The 25,761-nt window shown below is 56.6% G+C and carries 24 protein-coding genes; 23 read left to right on the forward strand and 1 reads right to left on the reverse strand.

Annotation, left to right across the window (positions count from 1 at the left end; all coding sequences use genetic code 11):
* Positions 1 to 3 precede the first annotated feature (3 nt).
* The 23 genes from Q8N00_13590 to Q8N00_13700 all read left to right on the forward strand — a co-directional run bounded on the left by Q8N00_13590 (position 4) and on the right by Q8N00_13700 (position 25,058).
* Entirely contained in the window at positions 4 to 2,499 is a 2,496-nt protein-coding gene (locus tag Q8N00_13590; protein ID MDP2383823.1) for a sulfurtransferase TusA family protein, read from the forward strand.
* 128 nt (positions 2,500 to 2,627) lie between these two features.
* Entirely contained in the window at positions 2,628 to 3,347 is a 720-nt protein-coding gene (locus Q8N00_13595; GenBank protein MDP2383824.1) for a phosphoadenylyl-sulfate reductase, read from the forward strand.
* A gap of 5 nt (positions 3,348 to 3,352) precedes the next feature.
* A complete protein-coding gene (gene trpD, locus Q8N00_13600; GenBank protein MDP2383825.1) occupies positions 3,353 to 4,408 on the forward strand; it encodes an anthranilate phosphoribosyltransferase in 1,056 nt (351 codons plus the stop codon).
* 20 nt (positions 4,409 to 4,428) lie between these two features.
* Positions 4,429 to 5,226, forward strand: a complete 798-nt coding sequence (gene cysD / locus Q8N00_13605) for a sulfate adenylyltransferase subunit CysD (GenBank protein ID MDP2383826.1) — start codon at positions 4,429 to 4,431, stop codon at positions 5,224 to 5,226.
* Positions 5,227 to 5,362: 136 nt separating this feature from the next.
* Positions 5,363 to 7,207: a GTP-binding protein gene (locus tag Q8N00_13610; protein ID MDP2383827.1), complete on the forward strand. Its 1,845-nt coding sequence runs from the start codon at positions 5,363 to 5,365 to the stop codon at positions 7,205 to 7,207.
* A gap of 849 nt (positions 7,208 to 8,056) precedes the next feature.
* Complete coding sequence (locus Q8N00_13615; protein ID MDP2383828.1) at positions 8,057 to 8,977, forward strand: Mrp/NBP35 family ATP-binding protein; 921 nt, start codon at positions 8,057 to 8,059, stop codon at positions 8,975 to 8,977.
* 227 nt (positions 8,978 to 9,204) lie between these two features.
* On the forward strand, positions 9,205 to 9,969 hold the full coding sequence (locus Q8N00_13620; protein MDP2383829.1) for a PCP reductase family protein: 765 nt from the start codon (positions 9,205 to 9,207) through the stop codon (positions 9,967 to 9,969).
* A gap of 113 nt (positions 9,970 to 10,082) precedes the next feature.
* Positions 10,083 to 10,802, forward strand: a complete 720-nt coding sequence (locus Q8N00_13625) for a hypothetical protein (GenBank protein MDP2383830.1) — start codon at positions 10,083 to 10,085, stop codon at positions 10,800 to 10,802.
* A gap of 134 nt (positions 10,803 to 10,936) precedes the next feature.
* Positions 10,937 to 11,689: a YebC/PmpR family DNA-binding transcriptional regulator gene (locus tag Q8N00_13630; protein MDP2383831.1), complete on the forward strand. Its 753-nt coding sequence runs from the start codon at positions 10,937 to 10,939 to the stop codon at positions 11,687 to 11,689.
* Positions 11,690 to 11,789: 100 nt separating this feature from the next.
* Positions 11,790 to 12,398 (forward strand): Holliday junction branch migration protein RuvA, encoded by a 609-nt coding sequence (ruvA, locus tag Q8N00_13635; GenBank protein ID MDP2383832.1) that lies wholly within the window; start codon positions 11,790 to 11,792, stop codon positions 12,396 to 12,398.
* A gap of 2 nt (positions 12,399 to 12,400) precedes the next feature.
* Complete coding sequence (locus Q8N00_13640; protein ID MDP2383833.1) at positions 12,401 to 12,889, forward strand: hypothetical protein; 489 nt, start codon at positions 12,401 to 12,403, stop codon at positions 12,887 to 12,889.
* Between the two features lie 28 nt (positions 12,890 to 12,917).
* Positions 12,918 to 13,925, forward strand: coding sequence for a Holliday junction branch migration DNA helicase RuvB (ruvB, locus tag Q8N00_13645; protein MDP2383834.1), 1,008 nt, complete (start codon positions 12,918 to 12,920; stop codon positions 13,923 to 13,925).
* A gap of 190 nt (positions 13,926 to 14,115) precedes the next feature.
* Positions 14,116 to 15,192 carry a prephenate dehydratase gene (gene pheA, locus Q8N00_13650; protein MDP2383835.1) on the forward strand — a complete coding sequence of 359 codons (1,077 nt, stop codon included), beginning with the start codon at positions 14,116 to 14,118 and terminating at the stop codon, positions 15,190 to 15,192.
* A 4-nt stretch (positions 15,193 to 15,196) separates the two neighbouring features.
* The gene (hisC, locus tag Q8N00_13655) at positions 15,197 to 16,279 is read left to right on the forward strand and encodes a histidinol-phosphate transaminase (protein ID MDP2383836.1); all 1,083 of its coding nucleotides are present in this window, start codon (positions 15,197 to 15,199) and stop codon (positions 16,277 to 16,279) included.
* An 18-nt stretch (positions 16,280 to 16,297) separates the two neighbouring features.
* A complete protein-coding gene (gene aroF, locus Q8N00_13660; GenBank protein ID MDP2383837.1) occupies positions 16,298 to 17,311 on the forward strand; it encodes a 3-deoxy-7-phosphoheptulonate synthase in 1,014 nt (337 codons plus the stop codon).
* Positions 17,312 to 17,370: 59 nt separating this feature from the next.
* Positions 17,371 to 18,264 (forward strand): prephenate dehydrogenase/arogenate dehydrogenase family protein, encoded by an 894-nt coding sequence (locus tag Q8N00_13665; GenBank protein MDP2383838.1) that lies wholly within the window; start codon positions 17,371 to 17,373, stop codon positions 18,262 to 18,264.
* Between the two features lie 7 nt (positions 18,265 to 18,271).
* On the forward strand, positions 18,272 to 19,594 hold the full coding sequence (gene aroA / locus Q8N00_13670; protein MDP2383839.1) for a 3-phosphoshikimate 1-carboxyvinyltransferase: 1,323 nt from the start codon (positions 18,272 to 18,274) through the stop codon (positions 19,592 to 19,594).
* Between the two features lie 5 nt (positions 19,595 to 19,599).
* A complete protein-coding gene (gene cmk, locus Q8N00_13675; GenBank protein ID MDP2383840.1) occupies positions 19,600 to 20,313 on the forward strand; it encodes a (d)CMP kinase in 714 nt (237 codons plus the stop codon).
* The gene (locus tag Q8N00_13680; protein MDP2383841.1) at positions 20,310 to 20,966 is read left to right on the forward strand and encodes a lysophospholipid acyltransferase family protein; all 657 of its coding nucleotides are present in this window, start codon (positions 20,310 to 20,312) and stop codon (positions 20,964 to 20,966) included. Before cmk ends, Q8N00_13680 begins: the two co-directional genes overlap by 4 nt.
* 56 nt (positions 20,967 to 21,022) lie before the next feature.
* Positions 21,023 to 22,738: a 30S ribosomal protein S1 gene (locus tag Q8N00_13685; GenBank protein MDP2383842.1), complete on the forward strand. Its 1,716-nt coding sequence runs from the start codon at positions 21,023 to 21,025 to the stop codon at positions 22,736 to 22,738.
* Positions 22,739 to 22,811: 73 nt separating this feature from the next.
* On the forward strand, positions 22,812 to 23,708 hold the full coding sequence (sppA, locus tag Q8N00_13690) for a signal peptide peptidase SppA (protein MDP2383843.1): 897 nt from the start codon (positions 22,812 to 22,814) through the stop codon (positions 23,706 to 23,708).
* Between the two features lie 53 nt (positions 23,709 to 23,761).
* Positions 23,762 to 24,043, forward strand: a complete 282-nt coding sequence (locus Q8N00_13695; protein ID MDP2383844.1) for an HU family DNA-binding protein — start codon at positions 23,762 to 23,764, stop codon at positions 24,041 to 24,043.
* Between the two features lie 13 nt (positions 24,044 to 24,056).
* Positions 24,057 to 25,058 carry a hypothetical protein gene (locus tag Q8N00_13700; protein ID MDP2383845.1) on the forward strand — a complete coding sequence of 334 codons (1,002 nt, stop codon included), beginning with the start codon at positions 24,057 to 24,059 and terminating at the stop codon, positions 25,056 to 25,058.
* 262 nt (positions 25,059 to 25,320) lie between these two features.
* Here Q8N00_13700 and Q8N00_13705 read toward each other — a convergent pair whose 3' ends face one another.
* Entirely contained in the window at positions 25,321 to 25,641 is a 321-nt protein-coding gene (locus Q8N00_13705; protein MDP2383846.1) for a hypothetical protein, read from the reverse strand.
* Between the last annotated feature and the right edge of the window lie 120 nt (positions 25,642 to 25,761).

Here is a 25,761-nt window from a genome sequence, read left to right on the forward strand (position 1 = left end):
GCCATGATGAGTCATACACCATTGAGTACAGTTTCGATCAAGACAGAGCCCATTTCTCCTGACATTGCCGAGGAGATCGAGACCTTTGAGGCCGAAGCGACGCGCCTGGCTTCCGGCGATGTGTCGAGCGATCTGTTCAGGCCGTTTCGGCTCCAATACGGTATTTACGGGCAGCGGCAAGCCGGTGTCCAGATGGTTCGCATCAAGATTCCGTTCGGTGGCATGACGGCCAATCAGCTTCGCCGTGTTGCAGAATTGACCGAGCACTATGCCACCGGGGTCGGGCATGTCACGACGCGTCAGGATATCCAGTTGCATTTCGTCGAACTCAAGGATGTGCCAACGATCATGCGTGGGTTGGCAGAAGTCGGGCTAACGACGAGAGAGGCCTGCGCCAATACCGTTCGTAACGTGACGGCCTGTCACCTGGCCGGGGTGTGCCAGGGGGAAGTATTCGATGTTACGCCCTATGCGAAGACCGTGGCGCTGCACCTGTTGCGGAACCCGCTCAACCAGAGCCTTCCCCGAAAGTTTAAGATCGCGTTTTCCGGTTGCAAACAGGACTGCGCCCTCACGCCGATTCACGATGTCGGTCTGCTCGCGGCGAAACGTGCCGATGGAGTCATCGGCTTTCGCATGGTGGCAGGCGGCGGACTCGGTTCGGCCCCTCGCCTGGCCCAGGTTCTCCGGGAGTTCACCCCGATGGATGAACTCATTCCAAGTGTCGAAGCGGTGATTCGAGTGTTCGACACCCTGGGCAATCGAAAAAATCGGACGAAGGCCCGGATGAAGTTCGTGATCGAAAAGCTGGGGTTCGAGGAGTTTAAACGTCGTTGGGAAGAGGCCTATGTATCGCTGGGGCATGCCCGTCCGACCCACGAGCCCATCAAATTACTGTCGTATCCGGATGAACCGGTTCCTCTCATCATGCCGACGTCGAGTAGGCCGAAGCAGGCAGTGGTGCAGACTAATGGCCATGCCGATGGCGTATCGGCGGAGACGCCGTTCGAGATGTGGCGACGGACCAATGTGGTGCGACAGAAGCAAGAAGGTTACGTCGCCGCCGTGACTAAACTTTTCATGGGCGATCTCACGACAGAGCAGATGCTGCTCATCGCCGATCTTGCCGATCGCTACTCCAATGGCAACATTCGGACGACGATCAATCAGAACATGATCATCCGCTGGATACCAGAGTCGCGTATCGCCGACCTCTATGCCGATTTGGCCTCACAGGGTTTGGCCGATCCCGGCGCCGAATTGGTTGAAGATATTATCGCCTGCCCCGGTACCGACACATGTGGCTTGGGGATCACGTCTTCCAAGGGGCTCGCGCGGGCCCTGGCCGAGGTATTTCCAGCCGGGCGGGTTCCCGAAGACTTACATGACGTCACGGTCAAGATCAGCGGCTGCCACAACTCCTGCGCGCAACACCATATCGCCACGATCGGTTTGCATGGTGTCGGAAAGCGGATTGCCGATCATGTCGCGCCTTTCTATGAATTGCATTTGGGCGGGCGGGTCGACGGGACCGCGAAGATCGGACAGATGGTGGTGAAGTTGCCGGCGAAGAGCGTGTCGGCGGCGATCACACATTTGATTCGTGTCTACCGGCGAGATCGTCTTTCAGGTGAAGGGTTGCCGGCCTTTATCGATCGCGTTGGCAAGGTCAAACTCAAGGACGAGTTGATTCCCTATACCATCGTTCCATCCTTTCAAGAGGACCCCACGTTTTACTATGACTGGGAAGGTGAGGCGGAGTTCGTTCTGGAAGATCTCGGACCTGGCGAATGCGCCGGGGGCGCGCTTGAAATGATCGAGAACGGCATTCTCGAAGCCGATCAAGAGCTCTATCAGGCGAAGCTGCTTGTCGATAACCATCAATATTCCGTGTCGGTGAACAAGTCCTATCGAGCCGTGTTGTCCGCTGCGAAGGCGTTGCTCGTGACGGAAGGGCTTGAGCCCTCGACGGATGCGGAAACCTTTTTCGAGTTTGATAGCCGCATTGCCCAGAAGGGCATCGTTCCGGCGATGTATCGGGACTTGAGAAAGAGTGTTGGCGATTTAGGGCCCAAGGAGACGACCGGCGAATCGGCCCGTGAGAAGATGGTGTTTGCGAAGGGCTTCGTCGATGCCTGCCGTTCCGCCACGGAGCAGATGGGCAAAGATCTCAAGTTGGCTGCGGTGGGCCAGGCAACGGCCAAGACTAGTGCGACACTTGAGGTGAAGCCGGCGGTGTCTTCTGTTGCCACGCCTGCTACGTCCGGTGCGCCGGTGTACGATCTGCGGGGGGTGGCCTGCCCGCTGAACTATGTGAAGACGAAGTTGAAACTTGAGATGATGGATGCGGGTGAGCAATTGGAAGTCTGGCTCGATGCGGGCGAGCCGATCAAAAACGTGCCCCTGAGTTTAAAAAACGATGGGCATAAGCTGTTGTTGCAGGAACCACTCGAAGCCGAGGCGGCTCATTTTCGGATTCTGGTCGAAAAAGTAGAGTGAGAAGGGAGGCACCAGGGTTGGTCTGTGCTCCCAGAACGCGCACGATGTGAATGTGCTCGTTCGATGGGCGCAGTGGACCAATCCTGATGCCTCTCCTGATGAAAGTGTGGAGAGGGAGAGGGGTTAGCGTGGAGAATAGAGAGCATTCAACTTCTGCCGAGGAGCTTGCGGCCTGGAGTGAGTCGTTCGAGGCGAAGCAGCCACAAGAGCTGTTGACCGCAGTGATTGAGCGGTTTGCGCCGAAGATCGTGCTGGCCTGCAGTTTTGGGGCGGAGGATGTGGTGCTCTTGGACATGGTCCACCGCATCAATCCCTCCGTGCCGCTCTTCTATCTCGATACGGAGTTCCTGTTTCCTGAGACCTACACGACGCGCGATCGTGTGATCGAGCAGTATGGGCTACAGCCGCAACAGGTCATTCAGGTACAGTCGCTGCTGACGTCGGAGCAGCAGGCGGCTCAGCATGGCGAGGCTCTGTGGACGCGCCATCCCGATCAATGTTGCGAGTTGCGCAAAGTGGAGCCGCTGACCCGCGTGCTCAAGGGATTCGACGCCTGGATCACCGGCATCAGGCGGGACCAGTCTCCCACGAGAGCCCAGGCGAAACTGATCGAGTGGGATCAGAAGTTTCAGTTGGTCAAAGTGAATCCCCTCGCGAAGTGGGCGTGGGAGGATGTCTGGACCTACATTCGTGTCTACGAGGTTCCCTACAACGAACTGCATGACCGCAACTATCCCAGTATCGGCTGCACCCATTGTACGAGCCCAGTGATGCCCGGCGAAGACCCCCGCGCGGGACGATGGAAAAATTTTACCAAGACGGAGTGCGGGTTACACAAGGCCCCGTAATATCGATGCAGGAATTTATTGCAAAAATTGCCAAGGGGCCAAGGGCTGCCAAGGATCTGACCTGGGACGAAGCGAAGCGGGCGATGAAGGCCCTCATTGAAGGAGAGGCCACGCCGGCACAGATCGGGGCCTTTCTCATTGCCATGAGAATCAAGATGGAGTCTGTCACCGAGCTGGCTTCGATGACCGCGACCGCACGTTCGTATGTTGCGCCTGTGCCGATCCCCCGAGAGCTTGGTGTCGTGGATCTGCCGAGTTATGCAGGGAAGCAGGAGACCTTTCATGCCCTTGCGGCTGCCGCCATCGTGGCAGCATCGGCAGGAGCGTCGGTGTTGATGCATGGGTATGACGGGATTCCCGGTCGCGCGGGGAATGCCGGGGTGCTCAAGGCCCTGGGCTTGCCGATCGACATGGAGCCGAAAGTCGCGGCAGAGGCGGTGAGGAAGCATGGGTTCGCCTACCTCGACATCGCCTTGTACCATCCCCCGGTCTATCGCTTTTTGGAGATGCGACAGGAGTTGGGCGCGCGGAACGTCTTTCATCCGATTGCGAGACTCTTGAACCCGGCTCGCGCCGCGTCACAGGTCGTCGGTCTGTCTCATCCGCCTCACTTTGAAAAGACCGCTGAAGTGTTGCGGATGTTGGCCTGCCCTCGGGCGCTGGTGGTCAGCGGCGTGGAAGGCGATCCGGAGTTGTCGATTAGCGCACTCACCAGGGTGCTGGAATTGCGGGATGAGCGGATTACTCCTCTTTCGTTCGCGTCAAAAGATGCCGGATTGCCGCTGGGTACGCCGCGCGACATGGCCGGCTTTCCGTCGGACCAGCGAGACAAGGAAGCCGACCTGCTTCGGCGGATTCTCCATAATCAGGTACAGGGCGGATCGCACAACTGGGTCTTGATGAATGCGGCGTTGATTCTGTACGCCGCAGGCAAAGGGGCCACGTGGGTGGCCTGCATTCCGCTGGCGCGTCGAGCGCTCGAAGAAGGGGCTGCGGCACGCAAATTAGAAGAGCTGACACAGGAGCCGGTGGGCACAGGCGTACCAGGACGAACCCATTGACACAGGAGAGGATCGAGTCCGTGCAACATCTTCGTCATTTAGAAGACCAGAGCGTCTACATTCTGAGAGAAGCCTACAAACATTTCGGCAACTTGGCCATGTTGTGGTCGATGGGGAAGGATTCGACCGTCCTGCTGTGGCTGGCCAGAAAAGCCTTTTTCGGCCATGTCCCGCTTCCGCTTCTCCATGTCGACACGAGCTACAAAATTCCAGCCATGATCGAATATCGGGATCGAGTGGCCCGCGAGTGGGGCCTGAAATTGGTCGTGGGGCAAAACAAGGAAGCGCTCGCGGCCGGGATGAACCATACCCTGGGCCGCGTGACGTGCTGTACGGCCTTGAAGACCAATGGGCTCAAGCAACTGATCGAGCAAAAGGGCTATACGGGCATCATTCTCGGTGTGCGGGCAGACGAGGAAGGGACCAGAGCCAAGGAGCGCTATTTCTCACCGCGCGACAAACATGGCGATTGGGATTTCCGCGATCAACCACCGGAACTCTGGGATCAATTTAAGACGACCTTTCCTCCGGGGACCCATATCCGGATCCATCCGTTGCTGGATTGGACGGAAATCAATATCTGGGAATACATTAAATACGAGAACATTCCCTTCATCGATCTCTATCTCGACAAGGGAGACGGGACGCGTTATCGCAGTCTCGGCTGTGCCCCCTGTACCACGCCGATCAAATCGACGGCGAAGTCCGTCGATGAGATTATTGACGAATTGCGGCATACCACAGTCGCAGAGCGATCGGGCCGCGCGCAGGATGAAGGACGCGGGATGGAGTTGCTACGTAAAGACGGCTACATGTAATGAGGATGCTGAAAAAGTCTGCCAGCTTCGTGCTCGGCTCATCGAAATCCTCAACGTGCCGCAGGGAGGACGCCTGCGGTTTCTCTTCTCCTGCAGCCTTGCTGGGCTGCCTGTTTGAACATTCTGGAGTGTGAAAATGACGGAAGTAATTGCGAAATCATCAGACAATCTCAACATCGTCATCGTCGGGCATGTGGACCATGGCAAGTCTACCTTGCTGGGGCGGCTCTATGCCGATACGGGATCGTTGCCGGACGGCAAACTTGAAAAGGTTCAAGCGATCTGTCAGCAGCAGGGGAAGCAGTTCGAGTACGCGTTCCTGTTCGATGCCTTCCTGGAAGAGCAGGAGCAGGGAATCACGATCGATACCGCGCGGACATTTTTCGGCTGGAAGGGCCGGCAATATATCATCATCGATGCGCCGGGGCATAAGGAGTTTCTCAAGAACATGATTTCCGGGGCGGCCCGGGCTGAAGGGGCGTTGTTGTTGATCGATGCCTTGGAGGGTGTGAAGGAGCAGTCCAAGAAGCATGGCTATCTCTTGTCGCTCCTGGGCGTCCGCCAGTTTGCCGTGGTCGTGAACAAGATGGATCTGGTCGGCTACAAGCAGGATGTGTTCGACGCGATCGAAAAGGAATATCGCGAGTTCCTCGGGCAGTTCAAGGCGGTTCCGCAACAAATCATTCCTGTCAGCGCCAAGCTCGGCGATAACATCGCCAACCGGAGCGAGCAGATGCCCTGGTATAGCGGTCCGACCGTGCTGGATGCGCTTAGTGCGTTTAGGAAGGAGCCTGGGCGCTCCGAGCAACCGCTTCGCCTGCCGGTTCAGGACGTGTACAAGTTCGACGCCCGCCGCATCATCGCCGGACGCATTACGGCAGGGCAATTGAAAGTCGGCGATTCGGTGGTGTTCTCGCCCTCGAATAAGCGGGCAACGGTCAAAACGATTGAAGCGTTCAATGTCGATCCCCTGCCGGTTGAAGGCCATGCAGGCCAGTCCGTTGGGATCACGCTCGATGAACAGATTTTTGTCGAGCGAGGAGAGGTGGCATCGCATCAGGAGCAGCTTCCGCTCGTCTCGACGGCCTTTCGCGCGAATGTGTTCTGGCTGGGCCGGAAGCCGTTGGAACGAGGACGGCGGTATCAGCTTAGAGTGGCGACGAAGGAAGTGGATTGTGAAGTCGCGACCATTCACCGGATCATCGATACGATGGATCTGGCTCAGCAGCAGGGCAGCAGCGTGGTGAATAAGAATCAGGTTGCAGAGATTACCATTCGAGCCAAAGCGCCGGTGGCGTTCGATCTCTCGGCGTCGTTCGAGGCGACAGGCCGGTTCGTGCTCGTGGATGAGTACGACATTGCCGGCGGCGGCATCGTCACAGAACTGGTCCATGACGATCAGGAATTCCTCCGCGAAGAAGCGCGGCAGCGCGATTTTGCCTGGGTCAAGGGCGAGGTCGGGGTCGAGGACCGTGCGCAGCAATATGGTCACCGAGCCGCAATTGTGCTGGTGACTGGGGGGCGGCATACAGGGAAGTCATTTTTAGCCAAGACTATCGAGGCCCGGCTTGTGGCAGACGGCCGGCATGCCTACTTGCTCGATGGGGGGAATCTCCGCCGCGGACTTGATGCAGACCTCACGGAGGGGGAGCGGGGGCAGGCGGCCGAAATGGCTCGTCGTTATGGCGAGGTGGCGAGGTTGCTGGTCGATACAGGGCTGATCGTGGTCTCGACGACCAATCCTTTCGGGATGGCCTACGTCGAGGCGGCTCAGGCTATTCGTACACTCGTCCACCCGGTCCCAGTCATCGCCATTCATATGAGTAAGGTGCCGGAGGAAGCTCCGCCAAATACGGATATCGTGCTGTCAGGTCCGGTAGACTTTGATGCGGCGACCAGACAAATTCTTGAAGAGCTCAAACGCCGCGGAGTTTTGGCTCAGGCGATTGGGGCGAAGCCGATCTTTCAGTACTCCATCTAGCAGGATGCTGAAAAAGCCCGCCAGCTTCGTTCTCGTCTCATCGAAATCCTCAACGTACCCCTGAGGGTACGCCTCCGGTTTCGATTCGCCTGCGGCCTCGCTGGACGAGCTTTTTGAGCATCCTGCGGGAGGTTTCCCCCTGCTTGTTATATACCTACAGACCCGCGAAGCTCCCCCTACGACGAAACAGGTTTTCTTCAGCCGTATGGTCCATGATTTGTTCGGGCGCAGTGTTGCATAGCTAGTTGAATTATATAATATTATTGGATGTTTATCGCGGCCATTGATGGCGTATTACGCGGACAGAAATGGCAGATCCTGCTCTTGTGCTGATCGGCCTAAACATAGTTGGGCGTTATGAAGCAAGGCTACCTAGAGTCATTTGCGCGGAGCGTTATCGGCACCGTTGTATCAGCTCCGGCGTTTCAAGAGCTTTGCACTCTTCAGTGCGCCAACACATCGGAGCTCCTTGACCGTTTGGCTCGCCATATTGCTGAGAGCTACTGCGCGGGCAACTGGTCCTTTGAGGACGCTGATGGCGCAATGAACCATCTCTGGGCATTCCTATCCTTCCAGAAAGATTGTGAGATTCCGCCTTACTTCTACAGCGTTTATGATGCATTTGATGCCGGGGAGTATTACCACTCCGGTGACTCAAGAGATGCCTCGCCTGAGCAGCTCTACACGAAGCCGCTCATTGCGAAGATAGTGAGTAGTCCCTGAATTTGGTTGTTAGACCTGAAATGTGCGCCATCTGGGGGGCTGGATGTGCGGAGTTTGACTCTCCAGAAACCGCTATGATACCGTTTCAGCTCGCTGAATTTGCACTGTTAACAAGGGGTATTTCCCATGGCCGTCGAGAAAGATTTGAAAGCCATCCTTGGCAAATTGAAGTTCTCAGACGATGCCAAGGTCCTCGCGCAGATTTCTGAAAATACGAAATTGGTCCATGCCCGCATGGCCAGCATCAAGCACAAGCTGGTGGTCATGAGCGGAAAGGGCGGCGTGGGCAAGAGCATGACGACCGTGAACCTGGCCCTGGCATTTGCGCGGCAGGGGGCGAAGGTCGGATTGCTCGACGTGGATCTGAACGGACCCTGTGTGCCCCGTATGTTGGGCATGCATGGTCAGTCGTTGACCATGAGGCCAGAGGGAGCGACTCCACCGGTCGGGCCGCTTGGCGTGAAAGTCGCGTCGATGGACTTCTTTCTGGACGATGCCTCGCCGGTTCGCTGGAAGGGGCCGATGGATGTCAGCCCGGTGTGGCTTGGCCTGATGGAGATGAACGTCATCCGTGAGTTTTTAGCCGATGTCGTGTGGGGCGAGCTCGACTATCTCCTCGTCGATTTGCCTCCAGGAGCGGCAGCGGATAAGCCACCCGTCATCGCTGGGTTCATTCCAGATTTGGCGGGAGCGATCGTCGTCACGACCCCGTCGGAAGTGGCCTCAGACGTGGTGCAAAAGTCTGTCACCTATGCGCGGGATATGGGGATCAAGGTCCTGGGCATGGTCGAGAACATGAGTGAGTATCGTTGTCCCTCTTGCGGGGAGGTCAACGAGCTATTCGAGGGCAACACCGAGGCGATGTGTGAGGCGCTGGACCTGCCGTTGCTCGGACGAATTCCTTTCGACCGGAAGCTCGCGCGCACCTTCGACAAGGGTGAGCCGTTGCTCGACGACACGTATCCGACGATTCAACGGTACCAGGAAATTGCCGGACGTATCAGGACATTACTCGATTACAAGAAGGTGCTGGCCGATAAACTGTGATGTTCCGCCCTAACAGAATGCTGAAAAAGTCCGCCAGCGGTGTTCTCGCTTCACGAAGAGGCTCAACGTACTAACTAGTACGCCTCGCCTCTTCGCTCGCTGCGGCCTTGCTGGATGGCCATTTTGAGCATTCTGTGCGATATGCTCCTGTTGTCCTAGATGTGCGGGCCATTGAGTTTCCGCTGTGCCACAATAGTTTTTCCGCAGCCTGCTAAAGAGGAGACGCCATGAAATTCGTGTGCCTCAATTGTGAAACCTACATGAACTTTGAGAAGGTGGAGAAGCCCGGAGAGGGCACGCTCGGCGTGTTCTTCGGCTGCCCGTCTTGCAGCGCCAAGTTTTCTATGGTGACCAACCCTGGTGAAACTCAGATGGTCAGTTCTCTCGGCGTGCAGTTGGGTGGACGTACCGTAGCCGCCGAGCCCTTTGAGATGACCCGTGGCACGTTGAAGGACGAGGCGACCGCTGGCTCCGGTCAAATGGCAGCCTATCTGAACGAGAAGATTCAGGCTGGCCAACCGGCTGCAGCCGCACCGACGGCCACCGCCGCACCGGCGGGTAAGCCTGGAGAAAAGCCCAGTGGCGGTTGTCCCTTCTCCGCGATGGTCGCGGAAATGGGGCTGACGTCTGGCGGAAAACCTGCCACCGGTGGCGCAGCGGCCTCCGAGTTTACCTGGTCAGTCGATGCAAAAGAGAAGCTCGAGCGTCTTCCGTCATTCGTGAAGCCAATGGTGCAGAGCAGTGTCGAGGCTTTTGCCCGTAAGCAGGGGTACCAGACCATTACGTTGCAAGTGATGGACGATTCCAAGAGCGACTCGAGCAACGGGATGGCCTGGACGCCTGAGGCTGAGAAGCGGCTTGAGAATATCCCGGACTTCATCCGTCCGATGGCCCGCAAAGAGGTCGAGCGGGTGGCGAAGGAGCGCGGGTTGGCGACCATTACGGCGCAAGTGATGGATGAGACGAAAGATAAGTTTATGAAGTTCATGTAAGGAATAGATTCGTGCAAGTGTGGGAGCAGAGGCCCATCCAGTTTTCTGGATGGGCCTTTCCATTACAACGAGGGTGTTCACTGTCTGTCGCGTTCCGATTGGCGAGCCTGTGGATGGGGCTTGCCATTACCGTGATGGTTGTAGCCCTGTCCATTGATGCAGGTTGGCTCTATGCTGAGGCCGTTGGCGGCGAGCATGCTTCCGGTCATGATCACCATGGCCTCACCGTCAGTGGGTGGGAGGGCTCGGCTCAGGGCATCGCCTATTCGGAGTTCAATCACCATCTCGCCGGGTTCATTGTTCTGCTGATGGGTTGTGCCGAGTTGAGCCATCCCTTACGCCTGACGTCTCTGTTGTGGATGAGGCTGGTATTGCCTATCGCCATGGTATCGGGCAGCCTTATCCTCCTAATTTGGAGCGATCATGAGGCCTGGCCAATCGGATCTCTCGGTTTTCTACAGACATTTTCAGGGGAAGATCCGGAAATCCTCCAACATAAAATCTATGGATTCTTGTTGTTCTTTGTAGGATCTATTGAAGTGCTACGGCGGGTTGGCCGTATCTCCTATGGCTTATGGAGTCTGCCCCTGCCCCTATTTGCCATCATCGGTGGGCTCATGCTCTTTGGCCATTCGCATGGAGCCCATCTCTCTGCGTACAAAATCGCAATGGACCATGCGTTGATGGGGACTCTTGCCGTGACAGCTGGTTCGTCCAAGCTGCTCGTCGAACGGTTTCGCTTCCCATCGCATACAGTTGGCTCAAAATGGGAGTTGCTCTGGGCTGGTCTGATCGTCCTCATCGGGGTACAGTTATTGATGTATTCTGAGTAGTTGGCTCCGTCGCGGTGCCCGCCCTGGTCTAATTGACTCCCTTTCAGCCCTGTGCTACGTGTACCAGCTCTAATCGATTGACATCATGTTCTTACGCGGTCGGCTCTCCTTGAGCCGGTTGCATGGAGTACATTATGGGTGGACATAGCCATTGGGCAACGGTTAAGCGGCACAAGGGGGCCATGGATGTTAAGCGCGGGAAGATTTTCACGCGAATCATCCGCGAAGTGACGATTGCCGCCCGGTCAGGCTCTGACCCGGACGGAAATCCGCGTCTTCGGCTGGCCATCCTAAAGGCCAAAGAAGCCAATATGCCTGGCGATACGCTGAAGAAAGCTATTCAGCGTGGCACGGGGGAATTGCCCGGCGTTATCTATGAAGAGTTTCATCTGGAAGCATATGGACCTGGAGGGGTCGGCGTATTGCTGGAGATCACGAGTGACAATCGTAATCGTACCGTCGCCGAGCTGCGGAACCTCCTCACGAAAAATCATGGCAACATGGCTGAGGCGGGCGCTGTCTCCTGGCAGTTTCACAAGAAGGGCCTGCTCACGATCGAGAAGGGCAAAGTCGACGAAGATACGCTGCTCTCTCTCGCGCTCGACGCGGGAGCGGAGGACGTCAAGGTGGGCGAGTCAAGCTATGAAGTGCTCACGGATCCGCACCACTTCGAGGCCGTGAAGAAAGCGCTCCTTGATGCGAAGATTGAGACCGTGCTGATGGAAGTGACCTTTGTTCCGCAGAACACGATCAAGCTGGAGGAAAAGGCCGCCGAGCAAATGCTCAAGTTGATGGAAGTCTTGGATGAGCATGAAGATGTCCAGAAAGTGCATGCGAACTTTGATATTTCCGACGAGGTGATGGAGAAGGTAGCTGCCGCTGGATGAACAACAACGGTAATATTTCAGGTATCCAGGCTGAAGGTCGGCGCTCCGAACAGGTCAGTCTTGAGCCTGAACACCTTCAGCTTATGTTGCCTCACAGAGTATGATCGCCTCATTGACGGGCCGATTGGCCTTCAAGGCGCCAGCCTATCTGGTTCTCGACGTGCACGGCGTCGGCTACGAAGTATTCATCCCGCTCAGTACCTACTATGGGTTGCCCAATCTCAGTGAAAGCACCGTTCTGAGCATCCATACCCATGTCCGTGAAGACGCGATTCAGCTCTTCGGCTTTTTGACATCGCAGGAAAAAGAGGCGTTCGTGCTCTTGACCAGCGTCTCCGGCGTCGGTCCCAAGCTGGCGCTCAGCGTCTTGTCGGCGCTTCCAGTGTCCGACCTCGTGTTCGCGATTCAGTCGGAAGATGTCGAGAAGCTGACTACGGTTCCAGGGATCGGGAACAAATCGGCCAGCCGTCTCGTGTTGGAGCTCAAGGATAAAGTCGCAAAGCTCCATCCTGGCCTCGTCCCAAGAGATGATTCATCCTGGCAGGGGCAGGATGTGACCTTCGATGACGCGCTGTCCGCGCTTGTGAATTTAGGGTATCGCCCGCAAGATGCCAAAGAGGCATTGAAACAGGTGAAGAAGTCCAATCCTGAATCCATCGTGCTGAAAGACATGATTCGTGAATGTTTAAAAGAGCTGGCAAGGGGGTAGCAATGATGGCGAGGTCGACCCAACGAAGAGCCTGGACTCACCTATCGATCGGACTTGTCGCGCTGCTACTGGGGTTGTGGACCATGCCCGTGCAAGCCGAAGAGCCGAGCGAGCCGAAAAGCATCAGGAAGACCTGCGGCAAGTGCCCTGAAGGCTATGCGACGACCGGCGTGACTGAGGCGAAGGAGATTTGCAAGGACGGCGACCCCACCCTCGTTCAATGTGTTCCGCTCGGGGCGAATCTGTTGTCCGTCTGTGGGTCTTGTCCTGAGGGCTACCGCGAAATCGGCAGCTCGTCTCTGCCGGGCCGCTGTGGGAGCCAGGACGGAGGGCGGCTTGCGCAATGTCAATTGGAGAAGATGGAGCAGAACCTTCCCGATCCGACTCAGGGTGGTAAGACGTGCCCCCCAGATTGCGGGAGTACGGCAACACCTGGGCAGGGGGCCTTGCCGCCTCCGCCCAAGTACCTCCCAACGCCTGAAAAGAAATAAGCGCACAACGAGAGAGGCTTCAGTAACGATGGCCGAGCGAGTGATCAGCACGCAGATTACGGACGAAGAGCGCAGTACCGAGAATGTGCTGCGTCCGCAGACCTTGGATGAGTATATCGGCCAAGAGCGGATGAAAGAGTCCTTGCGGGTCTGTATCGAGGCGGCGAAGCAGCGGAACGAAGCGCTCGATCATACGATTTTTTACGGTCCGCCTGGATTAGGGAAAACCACGATCGCGCACATCATTGCTCGTGAAATGGGAGCCTCCCTCCGATCGACCTCCGGCCTTGTCTTGGCTCATGCGGGTGATTTGGCCGCGATTTTGACCAATCTCCAAGAGCACGACGTCCTATTCATTGACGAGATTCACCGGCTTCCCGCCTCCGTTGAAGAGGCGCTGTATCCGGCCATGGAGGATTATCAGCTCGATCTCGTGATCGGCCAAGGGCCTGCAGCCAGAACGGTAAAGTTGGATCTCCCGCGTTTTACGTTAGTTGGCGCGACGACGAGGGCCGGTGCTCTGACGTCCCCGCTTCGGGACCGATTTGGCCTCGTCCATCGCCTGGAGTTCTATTCTCCCGCGGAGCTGGAGACTATCGTGACTCGCTCAGCGGGGGTGCTCGGAATTCCAATCGACTCCAACGGAGCGAGGGAAATTGCCTGTCGCGCTCGCGGGACTCCTCGTATCGTTAACCGGCTCATCAAGCGAGTGCGTGACTATGCTCAGGTCAAGGCGGGTGGACGCATTACCCAGCCTGTCGCGCAGGATGCGCTCGCCTGGCTTGGCGTCGATACGGCGGGGTTTGATGAGATGGATCGTCAGATTCTGCTCACCATTATCGATAAATTTGCCGGGGGACCGGTCGGAGTCGAGTCTCTGGCGGCGGCAGTCCAGGAGGATAAGGGGACCCTCGAGGATGTCCATGAGCCCTACTTGATTCAAGCCGGCTTTCTTGAACGAACCGGCCGCGGGCGCCAAGTCACGAAACTGGCTTTTGATCATTTCAAAAGGCCCAGCTCTCTCCTCTTCTCGTGAGTATTTTGGTCTCTGTCAGACTCTTCTAATACAGGTTCAACCAGCTGGCGCGCCTCACGCAAGTCCCTGAAACGGCGAGGGTCTCCTTGCATTGCCTGGAATGATTCCTGTATCATTCCCTACTTAGCTTGTGCCATTCCAGCCGACGGACGGGTGACCGCCTCACTGGGCTGGGAAGAGGAGGTTGGCTATGTCCGGAGACCTTTCCGACTACAGGAAAGAAATCGATCGCATCGATGACGAGATCTTGCGTCTGCTCAATGAGCGGTCCAAAAGCGTCATTGAGATCGGTAAGCTCAAGAAGCAGCAGGATGCCGACGCCAATCTCCATACCCCGGCGCGTGAGGCGGCCATCATCGAGCGTCTCATACAGCAAAACTCCGGGCCCTTTCCTTCCGAGGCTATTCGGCCGGTCTATCGAGAAATCATGTCCGCCTCTCTCTCTCTTGAGGGCCCGCAGAAGGTAGCCTATCTCGGGCCCCGAGCGACCTTTACGCATATGGCCTGCATGCAGAAGTTCGGGTCGTCGGCACAATATATCCCGGTCAATAGCATTAAGGACGTATTCAGCGAAGTTGAGCGCGGGCGCGCCAACTTTGGTGTAGTCCCGATCGAGAACACGACAGAAGGCGTGGTCAATCACACGCTCGACATGTTCATTGATTCCAATCTCCTGATCTATGGAGAGATTCATCAGGACGTGTCCCACCATTTGATGTCGAAGTCTGGGCTGATGGAAGAGGTGAAGAAGATCCAGTCTCATCCCCAGCCCATTGCGCAATGCCGAAATTGGTTGGAAACGAACTTGCCCCATGTGCCTTTGTCGGAAGTGGCGAGTACCGCACGCGCTGCAGAGCTATGCGTGGAAAACCCTTCCCTTGCCGCCATTGCATCGGAGCTTGCGGCTCAACTGTACGGCTTGAAGGTCATCAAGGCTCGCATCGAAGATAATATGAACAATATGACCCGCTTTCTTATCTTGTCTCAGAAACCGCCTCAGCGGACGGGGAAAGACAAGACCTCCTTGATGCTTTCGGTAAAAGACAAAGTCGGTGCCCTGTACGATCTTCTCCGTCCTTTCGCGTCGCATGGCCTGAGCATGACCAAGATTGAATCGCGTCCCTCTAGACGAAAAGCCTGGGAGTACATTTTCTTTGTCGATATCGAAGGCCATATTGAGGACGACCGGGTTAAGAAAGCGATCGAAGAAGTCTCCGGTAGATGCTTGTTCATGAAAATCCTCGGGTCCTATCCGGCTCATAGCTAACGCCATGCCACTGAAGGTCCACCCAGATATTGCCTCGCTGAGTCCCTATGTTCCAGGGAAGCCGATTGAGGAACTCCAACGGGAGCTCGGGCTCGCACGTGTCATTAAGCTGGCGTCCAACGAAAATCCGCTGGGCCCTTCCCCTAAGGCACTCGCTGCATTGAGCGAGGGGTCCTCGACGCTGCATCGCTATCCAGATGGCGGGGCGTTTCGCCTCCGTGGAGCCTTGGCAGATCGCTGTAAGGTGACGCTGGATCAGGTCATCCTTGGGAATGGATCGGATGAAATTTTGGGCCTGCTCGCCCGTACGTTTTTGGCGCCGGGCGATGAAGCGATCATGGCCGATCAGACCTTCGTCATTTACAAGATGGAAGTAACGGCTGCTCACGGAAAGCCTGTCATCGTTCCGTTGAAGCAATGGAGGCACGATCTTCCGGCGATGGCCGATGCGATTACCGACCGGACGCGGCTTCTGTTCCTCTGCAACCCCAATAACCCGACCGGAACGATGGTGTCGGCCGATGAGGTTGAACAGCTGCTCGCGCATGTCCCTGCGCATGTCGTCGTGGTATTGGATGAGGCCTATGTCGAATATGTTCGAAGTCGGCAGTTCCCGGATTCCCTGGCCTATGTGAAGCAGGGGCGGAATGTGATCGTGCTGCGGACGTTTTCGAAGATCTATGGCCTTGCTGGATTGCGCATTGGATATGGCGTGACGACCGCAGAGATCGCCAACTTCCTGAACCGCCTCCGCCCTCCCTTCAATGCCAACAGTCTCGCCCAGCATGCCGCGCTCGCCGCCCTCGGCGACGATGAACATGTGGCGCGAAGCCGGGTGGTGAATGAGGCCGGAATGGGGCAAGTGGTCAAGGGGTTGACCGATCTTGGCTTTGCGCCGATCCCGAGCGAAGCAAACTTCGTGTATGTCGATATTCGACGAGATGGCCGCAAGGTATTCGATGCCATGCTGAGTGAGGGGATTATTATTCGTCATATCGAGGGGTCCATGGTTCGAGTAACCATCGGCCTGGAAGAAGAAAACAGAGAATTCTTGGCTGTGTTCAAGCGGGTGATCCACTCGCAGTGAGTGGAAGGTGAGGGCAACATGATCATTGTATTAAAACCGGAAGCCAGTGAACGGGAAGTCGACCACATTATCGATCGTCTTCGTGAGTTAGGGCTGAAGTCGCAACTGACGACCGGTCAGGAACGGACGATCATCGGCGTGATCGGTGACGATCGGGTTTTGCACAATCAACCTCTCACGGCCTTGCCGGGCGTTGAAAGTGTGTTGCCGATTCTCGCACCGTGGAAACTTGTCAGCCGCGAATTTAAGCGTGAAGGCACGATCATCGACGTGAGCGGCGTCAAGATCGGCGGCAACAAACTGGTGATCATGGCAGGGCCTTGTGCGGTGGAGCGGCTCGAACTCACGGTCGGTATTGCCCACGAGGTCAAGGCGGCGGGGGCGAGTATTTTGCGCGGCGGCGCCTACAAGCCTCGCACGTCCCCCTATTCCTTTCAGGGGCTCGGACGCGAAGGGTTGGATTATCTCGTCGAGGCCAAGAAACAAACCGGGTTGCCGGTGGTCAGTGAGATTCTGGATACCCGCGACATCGAATTGTTTCTTGAGAAAGCCGACATTATCCAAATTGGCGCACGTAATATGCAGAATTTCGAGCTCCTCAAGGAAGTTGGAGCGTACGACAAGCCGGTGCTGTTGAAGCGGGGACTGTCGGCGACGATCAAGGAGTTCCTCCTCTCTGCGGAATACATCATGTCCCGGGGAAATCAGAACGTCATGTTATGCGAGCGGGGGATCAGGACCTTCGAGACGCAATATCGCAATACACTCGACCTCGCGGCGGTTCCAACGTTGAAGGAACTGTCGCATCTGCCAGTCATCGTCGATCCTAGCCATGCTACCGGTAAGTGGAATCTGGTGGCGCCGATGTCAAAAGCGGCTGTGGCTGCTGGGGCGGATGGTCTTTTGATCGAAGTCCATTCGAATCCGGAATGTGCGCTGTGTGACGGTGAAGAGTCTATTAAGCCGAGTAAGTTTAAAGAATTAATGCATGACATGCGAAAGATCGCGGTCGCCGTCGGTCGAGAATTGTAAACAAAAGAACTGCGGTTGAAGGACGTAGGGTTGAGGTTCGGCTCAGCCTCGTTTGAAAAGTGGCGCTGCATTTTACTCAAGTCACGATTATCGGAGTCGGGCTGATCGGCGGATCGCTCGGCATGATTTTGCGCCGAAAGGGCTTGGCGACAAAGATTGTCGGGGTTGGGCGACGTGTCGAGAACTTGAAGACGGCGGTCGAGTTAGGTGCGATCGACTGCTATGTTGCCGACCCCAAAGACGGGGTGAGGGATGCCGATCTCGTGGTGTTAGCCACGCCGGTCGATACCTATGATCGGCATTTGACGGAGTGGGCCTCCTCGTTGAAGCCTGGCGCAATTGTGACCGATGTTGGAAGCGTGAAGGGTCTTCTGGTGGAGCAGGCAGAACGGGCCATGCCGACGGGGGTCCATTTTGTCGGTGCCCATCCTATCGCCGGTAAGGAAAAGACGGGCGTGGCGGCTGGTTCGGACCGGCTCTTTATGGGAGCGCGCTGCATCATCACGCCGACGAACAGGACAAACCCACAAGCGCTTGAGCAGGTTCAAGCAATGTGGCGGGAGACCGGCTCTGTCGTGTTGACGATGGATGCCCATTTACATGACAAGGTTCTCGGTGCGGTGAGCCATTTGCCCCATGTGGCGGCCTTTGCGTTGATCAATGCCCTGGCAGAGATACGCGAGCAACAGATTCCCTCCCTCGATTTGGCAAGGCATTCGGGCGGCGGGTTACGGGATACGACCAGGATTGCCGCGAGTTCTCCTGAAATGTGGCGCGACATTTTCCTCTGGAACCGAGACAATGTGGTCATGTTCATCGAAGCCTACGAACGTTCACTGGGCCAATTGAAGCAACTTATTCAAGCGGGCGATGCCGCAGGTATCGAGAAGACATTGGAGCGAGCCAGGCAGGAACGGGAAAAACTTTCCACTCAACCGGCTGTGTCGGCGTAGGATCCCTATGGCGTCGTTGACGATTACCCCAGGCCGACCGTTACAGGGAACAATCTCTGTCCCCGGTGATAAATCGATTACCCATCGTGCGATCATCCTGACCGCGCTGGCGAGTGGAATGAGTCGGGTTTCGCGCTATTGCCGGGGTGAAGATTGTCTCAACACGATGCGCGCGTTTCAGGCCCTCGGTGTACGCATCGATGAATCGGTCGATGAACTTTCCGTGCATGGTAAGGGTCTTTGGGGTCTGATCGAGCCGGACGGGCCGATCGATTGCGGGAATTCAGGGACGGGTATTCGTCTCCTGGCCGGTCTGTTGGCGGGACAGGACTTTTTTACGGTATTGACCGGCGACGAATCGATTCGGCGTCGTCCAATGGGGCGGGTCGTCAAGCCATTGCGGGAAATGGGGGCGACGATTAGCGGCCGCAAGGGCGGTGAACTTGCGCCGTTAGCGGTGCAGGGAAGCCGTCTCCGCGCTATCAGCTATGTTTCGCCGGTAGCGAGCGCGCAAATCAAATCCGCTCTGTTACTTGCCGCCTTGTTTGCCGAAGGGACGACTCGCATCACAGAACCTCGCCTCTCACGGGACCATACGGAGCGGATGTTTCAGTTTTTCGGTATCGGGTTGCGACGAGAAGGGACCAGCGTGCTGGTCGATGGACGGCCTGCGGTCGGGTGGGATGCGGTGCCTCAACTTGTCGTGCCTGGTGACTTTTCTGCCGCCGCGTTCTTCATCGTGGGTGCGACGATTGTTCCTGGCTCGGATGTGACGATTCGTCACGTTGGCATCAACCCGACAAGAACAGGCTTGCTGGACGTGATGACGAGAATGGGCGCAGATATTCAATTGCTGAATCAGCGGGAAGAGGCCGGAGAACCGGTCGCGGATATTCGGGTGAAGTCGGCCAGGCTGCATGGGGTAGCGATCGGGCCAGACTTGATCCCGCAGACGATCGATGAGTTTCCCATCTTGTGTGTCGCAGCTGCAGTGGCAGAGGGTGAGACGATCATCTCCGGGGCCGAAGAATTACGTGTGAAAGAGAGCGATCGGATTGCGACGGTCTCGGCAGAGTTGAGAGCCATGGGGGCGCAAATTATAGAAAAGCCTGATGGGATGGTCCTGCAAGGGCTTGGCACGGTAGCGGAGAATGGTCGGTTGCGGGCTGCGCATGGCCGTAGCCATGGGGATCATCGAGTGGCGATGTCGTTGGCGATCGCGGGCTTGACGGCTTCGAAGCCCACGCTGATTGACGAGACCGCCTGTATTGAGACATCCTTTCCCGACTTTCATCAGACATTGCTGAACTTATTGGACGATTGCCGGTGACGGTTATGATGCGGGGGCACGACGTGGGGTCAGCTGCGAAAGAACAACCGGCGAGCCGACTCATTATCGCCATCGATGGCCCGGCAGGGGTCGGCAAGAGTACGGTGGCGAAGCTGCTGGCTTCTCGGTTGGATTATTTGTATCTCGATACGGGAGCCCTCTATCGGGCGACGGCTTGGGCCGTGATCGAGTCGGGGCGGGATCCGGCTGATGCAGAGGCGGTCTCCGCTCTCTTACCGAGCTTATCGATTCAAATGCAGCTCCATCACGGAGCCGCGACGGTGTTGGTCAATAGCAGAGATGTGACTGGCGGACTCCGAACTCCTGAGGTGTCGTCCGCCGCGTCGGTGGTCTCAGCAATTCCCGCGGTTCGGGCCTGGCTATTGCCCATCCAGCGGCAGATTGGACAGGGCGGTGCAGTGGTGGCGGAAGGCAGAGACATGGGAACAACGGTCTTCCCTTCCGCAGACGTGAAGTTCTTTCTCGAAGCCGATCCGAATGTCCGGGCACAGCGCCGGCACCGGGAACTTGTGACGGCAGGACATTCCGGGGTACTTGAGGAAACGAGTGCGGATTTATCGACCCGTGATACAAGGGATCGGTCCCGTTCGATCGCCCCGCTGACTCCCGCTGAAGATGCTCGGCATATCGATACCTCGAACGTGTCTGCCGCAGAGGTGGTAGACCAGATGATGGCTGTGATTGCGGCGAAGTTGTGAGTTCGGCGATCTACGGGGTCTTATGGGCCCTCTTTCGGACCGTCGGGAGGATCTGTTTTCGTTACCGAGTCGTGGGGGCGGTTCCCAAGACCGGCGGGTTCATCGTGGCGGCGAACCATGCTAGCTATCTGGACATTCCGTTTCTCGGTTGTGGGATTTGGCGGCGGGCCTGGTATTTAGGCCGTAGCGACCTCTTCCCCGTGCCAGGCTTTAAGGCAATCTGCCAATGGTTGGGATGGATTCCCTTGCGGACCGGCCGATTGGATCGAGACGCCTTTGGCAAGGCGGTCAGTCTCGTCAAGGCTGGAAAGATTGTGGTGATTTTTCCCGAGGGTGGCCGCAGCGTGGACGGACGGTTACAATCTCCTAAACCGGGGATTGGTGTGATTGTGGCGCAAACAGGTTGTGCTGTGGTTCCGGCCTATCTCAAGGGGACCCACGAGGTATTGCCGACAGGAACCATGTGGCCGCGCTTTCGTCCCGTGACCGTTTTTTTGGGGGCGCCGATTACGTTCTCTCGGAATGGGGAGAGCGGAGAGGCCAAGCAGTTTTATCAGGAGGTGGCTCGCACCGTGATGGAGCGCATTGCCTCTTTAGGTGATGTCGAGTCTCCGGTTCAGCAGTCCCGTGCCGGCATTCGCAAGGCTGAGTGAATGTCGGTGTATAACCATCAGCACCCGACTCCGGTCGGAAGGGTAGGATTTACATCATGAGTACGGTTTCACCATCGAGTGATCAGCAATTAGACCGAGCGGCCCTAGCGGCCCTCTACGAGGAGACGTTTAAAAACCTCGAAGAGGGTACGATTACAGAGGGTCGTGTCGTTGCCGTGAGCAAAGACAAAGTGGTCGTCGACATCGGATACAAGTCCGAGGGCATGATCTCCAACGATCAGTTCTCCACCGAGGAGCTCCAGAACCTTAAAGTCGGCGATCCGCTGAAAGTCTACATCGAAGAATGCGAAGACGCCGACGGCAATCTGGTTCTCTCCAAAGAAAAAGCCGACAAGATGAAGATTTGGGAGGAGCTGGAGAAGCTCTTCAACGAAGAAAAAAGCATCGACGGCAAAATTGTGGCGCGGATCAAGGGCGGCATGATGGTGGATATCGGCGTGAAGGCCTTTTTGCCTGGCTCGCAGATCGACCTGCATCCGGTGCGGGATCTCGACGGATTGGTCGGGCGCACCTTCCCCCTCAAGATCATCAAGATCAATCATCGGCGCGGCAACGTGGTCGTATCCCGACGCGTGCTCCTGGAGGAGACGAGGGATTCGAAGCGGAAGAATACCCTCTCCACGTTGAAGGAAGGGCAATTGATCCAAGGCGTGGTGAAGAACATCACGGACTACGGTGCCTTCATCGATCTCGGCGGCATCGACGGGTTGCTGCACATTACGGACATGTCCTGGGGCCGTGTCGGTCATCCGTCGGAGATGTTCAACATCGGTGACAAAGTGGAAGTCAGTGTTCTCAAGTACGATCGGGAGACCGGGCGTATTTCGTTGGGCTTAAAGCAGAAGAGTGCCGATCCCTGGAGCGGCGTTGCCGGCAAGTACACGATTGGCACCCGCGTTCGGGGTCGTGTGGTGAGCTTGACCGACTACGGAGCCTTCATCGAGCTCGAACCCGGTGTCGAGGGACTGGTACATGTCTCTGAGATGTCCTGGACACATGAAGTCCGCCATCCGTCACGTGTCGTTTCCATCGGGGATCAAGTCGAAGCGGCTGTGCTGAATGTGGATCCTGGCAGCAGGAAGATTTCGCTCGGCATGAAGCAGACTGCGCCGAATCCCTGGGATATGGTGGAAGGGAAGTACGCCATCGGGACACGCATTGAAGGAAAAGTGAAGAGCCTCACAGACTTCGGCGCGTTCGTCGGACTTGAAGAGGGCATCGATGGATTGATCCATATTTCCGACATGTCCTGGACGAAGCACATCAAGCACCCCTCTGAACTCTTCAAAAAGGGCCAGAAGGTCGAAGCGGTGGTGTTGCGGATCGACAAAGAGAAGGAACGGCTGTCACTCGGGTATAAGCAGCTCGGGAGCGATCCCTGGGACGCCGAGATCCCGAATAAATATGGCGTCGGGGATGTGGCGGTCGGGAAGGTCAGCAAGATCGCCGATTTTGGCATTTTCGTCGAACTGGACGGAGGAGTCGAAGGGCTGATTCACATCAGCGAGGCGGGCCTCGACCAACAGGCCAAGCTGGAAGAGAAGTTCAAGTTGGGGGACGAAGTCACGGCCAAGATCATCAAGGTCGATCGCGAAGAGCGGAAGATCGCGCTCAGCCTGCGTGATCACCAGTCGGACAACGATCGCCGGCAGGTCGATGAATATCACTCCACGCAAGGCACGTTAGATCAAAGCTTGGGTCGTGCGGTCAAGCAGAGCCGGAAGCGAAACCAAGCTGAGGACGAGAAGTAGGTTCGAGCCAGCAGACATCAGCATCAGCCGGGGGCGCCTAGGCGCCCCCGGCACTGTGAGCAGGTAATACAATATGAGTCATGAAGCAACAGAAAAGCCGGCCAAGCGCGGGATCGTGCGGAAAGTGTTTTGGGCGCTCGGCATCGGGCTTGGCCTGCTCTTTCTGATGAACCTGTTCCTTCCCGATCTTGATCTTTCGATGGAGGATCGGGTTGGGCTGATCCGCATTGAAGGCGTTATTCTGGATGCCCAATCCACGATCAGCGAATTGAAGCGATTTGCCGACAATCCTTCCGTGAAGGCGATCGTCCTAAGAATCGACAGCCCCGGCGGTGGAGTTGTGCCGTCGCAAGAAATCCATGATGCAGTCCTACGCATTCGAAATAAGAGCAATAAGCCTGTGATCGCCTCGATGGGATCTGTGGCGGCATCAGGGGGCTATTACATTGCCGTGGCGACTGATCGGATCATGGCCAACTCCGGGACGCTGACGGGGAGTATCGGCGTAATCATGGAGACGGCCAACATCGAAGGGCTGCTCAAGAAGATCGGGGTTGAAGGTGTGGTGATCAAGAGCGGACGATTCAAAGACGTGGGGTCGCCCCTCCGGAAGATGAGTGACGAAGAACATGCGCTGCTCCAATCCGTCATGGACGATGTTCATAAGCAGTTCATCGAGGCCGTAGCGGAAGGTCGCGGGCTTGCGTTGGTTGATGTGCAGGCTTTGGCGGATGGACGAATTTTCACGGGTAGGCAAGCCAAAGAGTCGAAGCTGGTGGATGAGCTTGGCGATCTCGAAGATGCGATCCAGCTGGCTGCGGATGCGGCTGGCATCGAAGGTGAGCCGAAAGTCATCGAACCTCGCCGGAGATTTTCCTTTAGAGAGCTGATCGAGTCTCGAATCTCGATGCTTTTTCCCAGGCTGGACTTTTACCATGGGCTCGGATTCAAGTATCTCATGGCATTCTAGTGCGGTCGGATCGACGAGCGGGTTGATGCATCAACACGAAAGGGGAGTCCGATATGACGAAGGCCCAGATCATCGAGCGCGTCTCCGAGCAGATCACGACGTTGACGAAACGGCAGGCGGAAGTCGTCGTCAACACGATTTTCGATTGTGTGCGTGATTCGTTAAAGAACGGCGATAAGACGGAGATTCGAGGGTTCGGCAGTTTTCGCCTGCGGGCACGCAGGATGAAAGAAGGACGAAATCCTAAGACCGGTGCGACCGTCGCGGTCCCTGCTAAGAAAGTCCCATTTTTTAAGGCCGGCAAAGAGTTGAAGGAACTCCTGAACCAGTCATAACAGGAAGCGCACCATGAATTCACCAGATTCCCAGAATACAGCTGAGGTTGAGGTTCGATGGACGGACGAGGCATCCAAGCGTCTGGAGCGGGCACCGATCTTTTTGCGTGGCATGGTCCGTCGGCTGGCCGAGAAAAAGGCCAGAGAGCTTGGCTATGCAGAGATCACGGGGGAAACCCTCGATCAGTTCAAGAACCAAATGATGGGCGGGATGGGTGGCGAATCCGGCATGGCGGACGCTGCGGAGCAAATGGCGCAAGGCCATCTGCCCTGGACTGCCGCGGCAAAGGAACGGCTGAATTCCGTTCCTGAGTTTATGCGCAATATGACCAAACAGATTGCCGAGGAGATTGCCAAGGAGCGGGGCCACCTTGAGGTGAACGTCGATCTGTTTGAAAAGGTTGAAGCACTGGGAGATCTCCGGGAGGCCGCTGCTCCTCCGCTTGAATGGAGTGAGGGCGCGTTGGCTCAACTCCACGAAAAATTGAAGCAATCGCCCCCGATCGCCATCGAATTTGTCACGGACATGTTGCGGCGGGACACTGAAGATTTGGCAAGAGAGAAGGGCCTGACGCGGATCGACGAGTCGGTGTTGCTTCAGTTGTGGGATGCGCCACAGGAGCGAGTGACGTGGACCGATGAAGCGTGGAAGCGCCTACAGACGTCCCCGGATTTTGTACGGAGCGGAATTCGTAAGGCTGCTGAGCGACGGGCTCGGAAGCTTGGGCTTAAGGAAGTGGATTCGGAGCATCTGACGACCTTTCGGAACCAGGCTATGATGAAAGCCGTCAAAAGGATTCGCTCGTTTGGCTACAACGAGTTGACGTTTGAAGCGTTCGATACGGCGCTGGAGAAGACAAAGCGGCTTCAGGGCAATGACCAGGCAGAGAAACGTCTGCAGGAAATTCGAGGGCATTTTGCCGATCCGGATGTGAAGAAGCCGGACGGTGGGACGCTTGGCGCCGATTTGATGGGCCGCTTTCGCCGGTATCTCAAAGGAGAAGGAACGCTCTAGCAGCAGGATGCCGAAACAGGCCGCCAGCTTCGTTCTTGCTTCGCTCAAACCCTCAATGGGGATCAGGCCGCCTCACCGTTCGGCGGCGCGCATAAATATGGTGCTCCTTACTCGTCGCACCGTCAAGAGCAGTTTCTTCTTTCCGCCAGCTCGCATCAAGGTGCCACTGGTTCTTCGTGCAGCTACGGACCCGTCTTGGACGAGTAGTTGGGGCTGTCTATGAGGTAGAGGCAGGGGCCGTTTGAGGACGGCCCCTGCTGTACTAGAGGGCGGCTGCCTGTTGCGGCCAAAATTTATGACGGATTTGGGGGAGAGGCTCGCTATCGAGATTAGGGATATCGTAGAGGCAACGATCGATCGTTGTGACCTCGTCTTCTGTCAAGTCCACGGCCACTCTTTTTTTCCAGAACTGATCGAGAGTGAAGTAATCTCCAGACTGAGGCTTTTCCGCCAGAAGTGCCTTCATCTTTTCAAAGCCCGCCGTGTCTACTCCGGGGATGCGCCCCTTATTGCGCTCGTGGCACCAGTGCAACACTTCAGCGATTCCGTACATCGATAATTCGATCTGCATCATCTTGCCCATGATTCCTCCTTGCCAAACTAAGAGGGACATTCTACCTTAAACCCTGTTCCATTTTCAAAGCCGTTGGTAAGCGCTCCTGGATTGGGGAAATTGCGATTTGGTAGGGGTTGTTTTGCCGTC

The sequence above is a fragment of the Nitrospirota bacterium genome (assembly GCA_030684575.1).
GTDB lineage: Bacteria > Nitrospirota > Nitrospiria > Nitrospirales > Nitrospiraceae > Palsa-1315.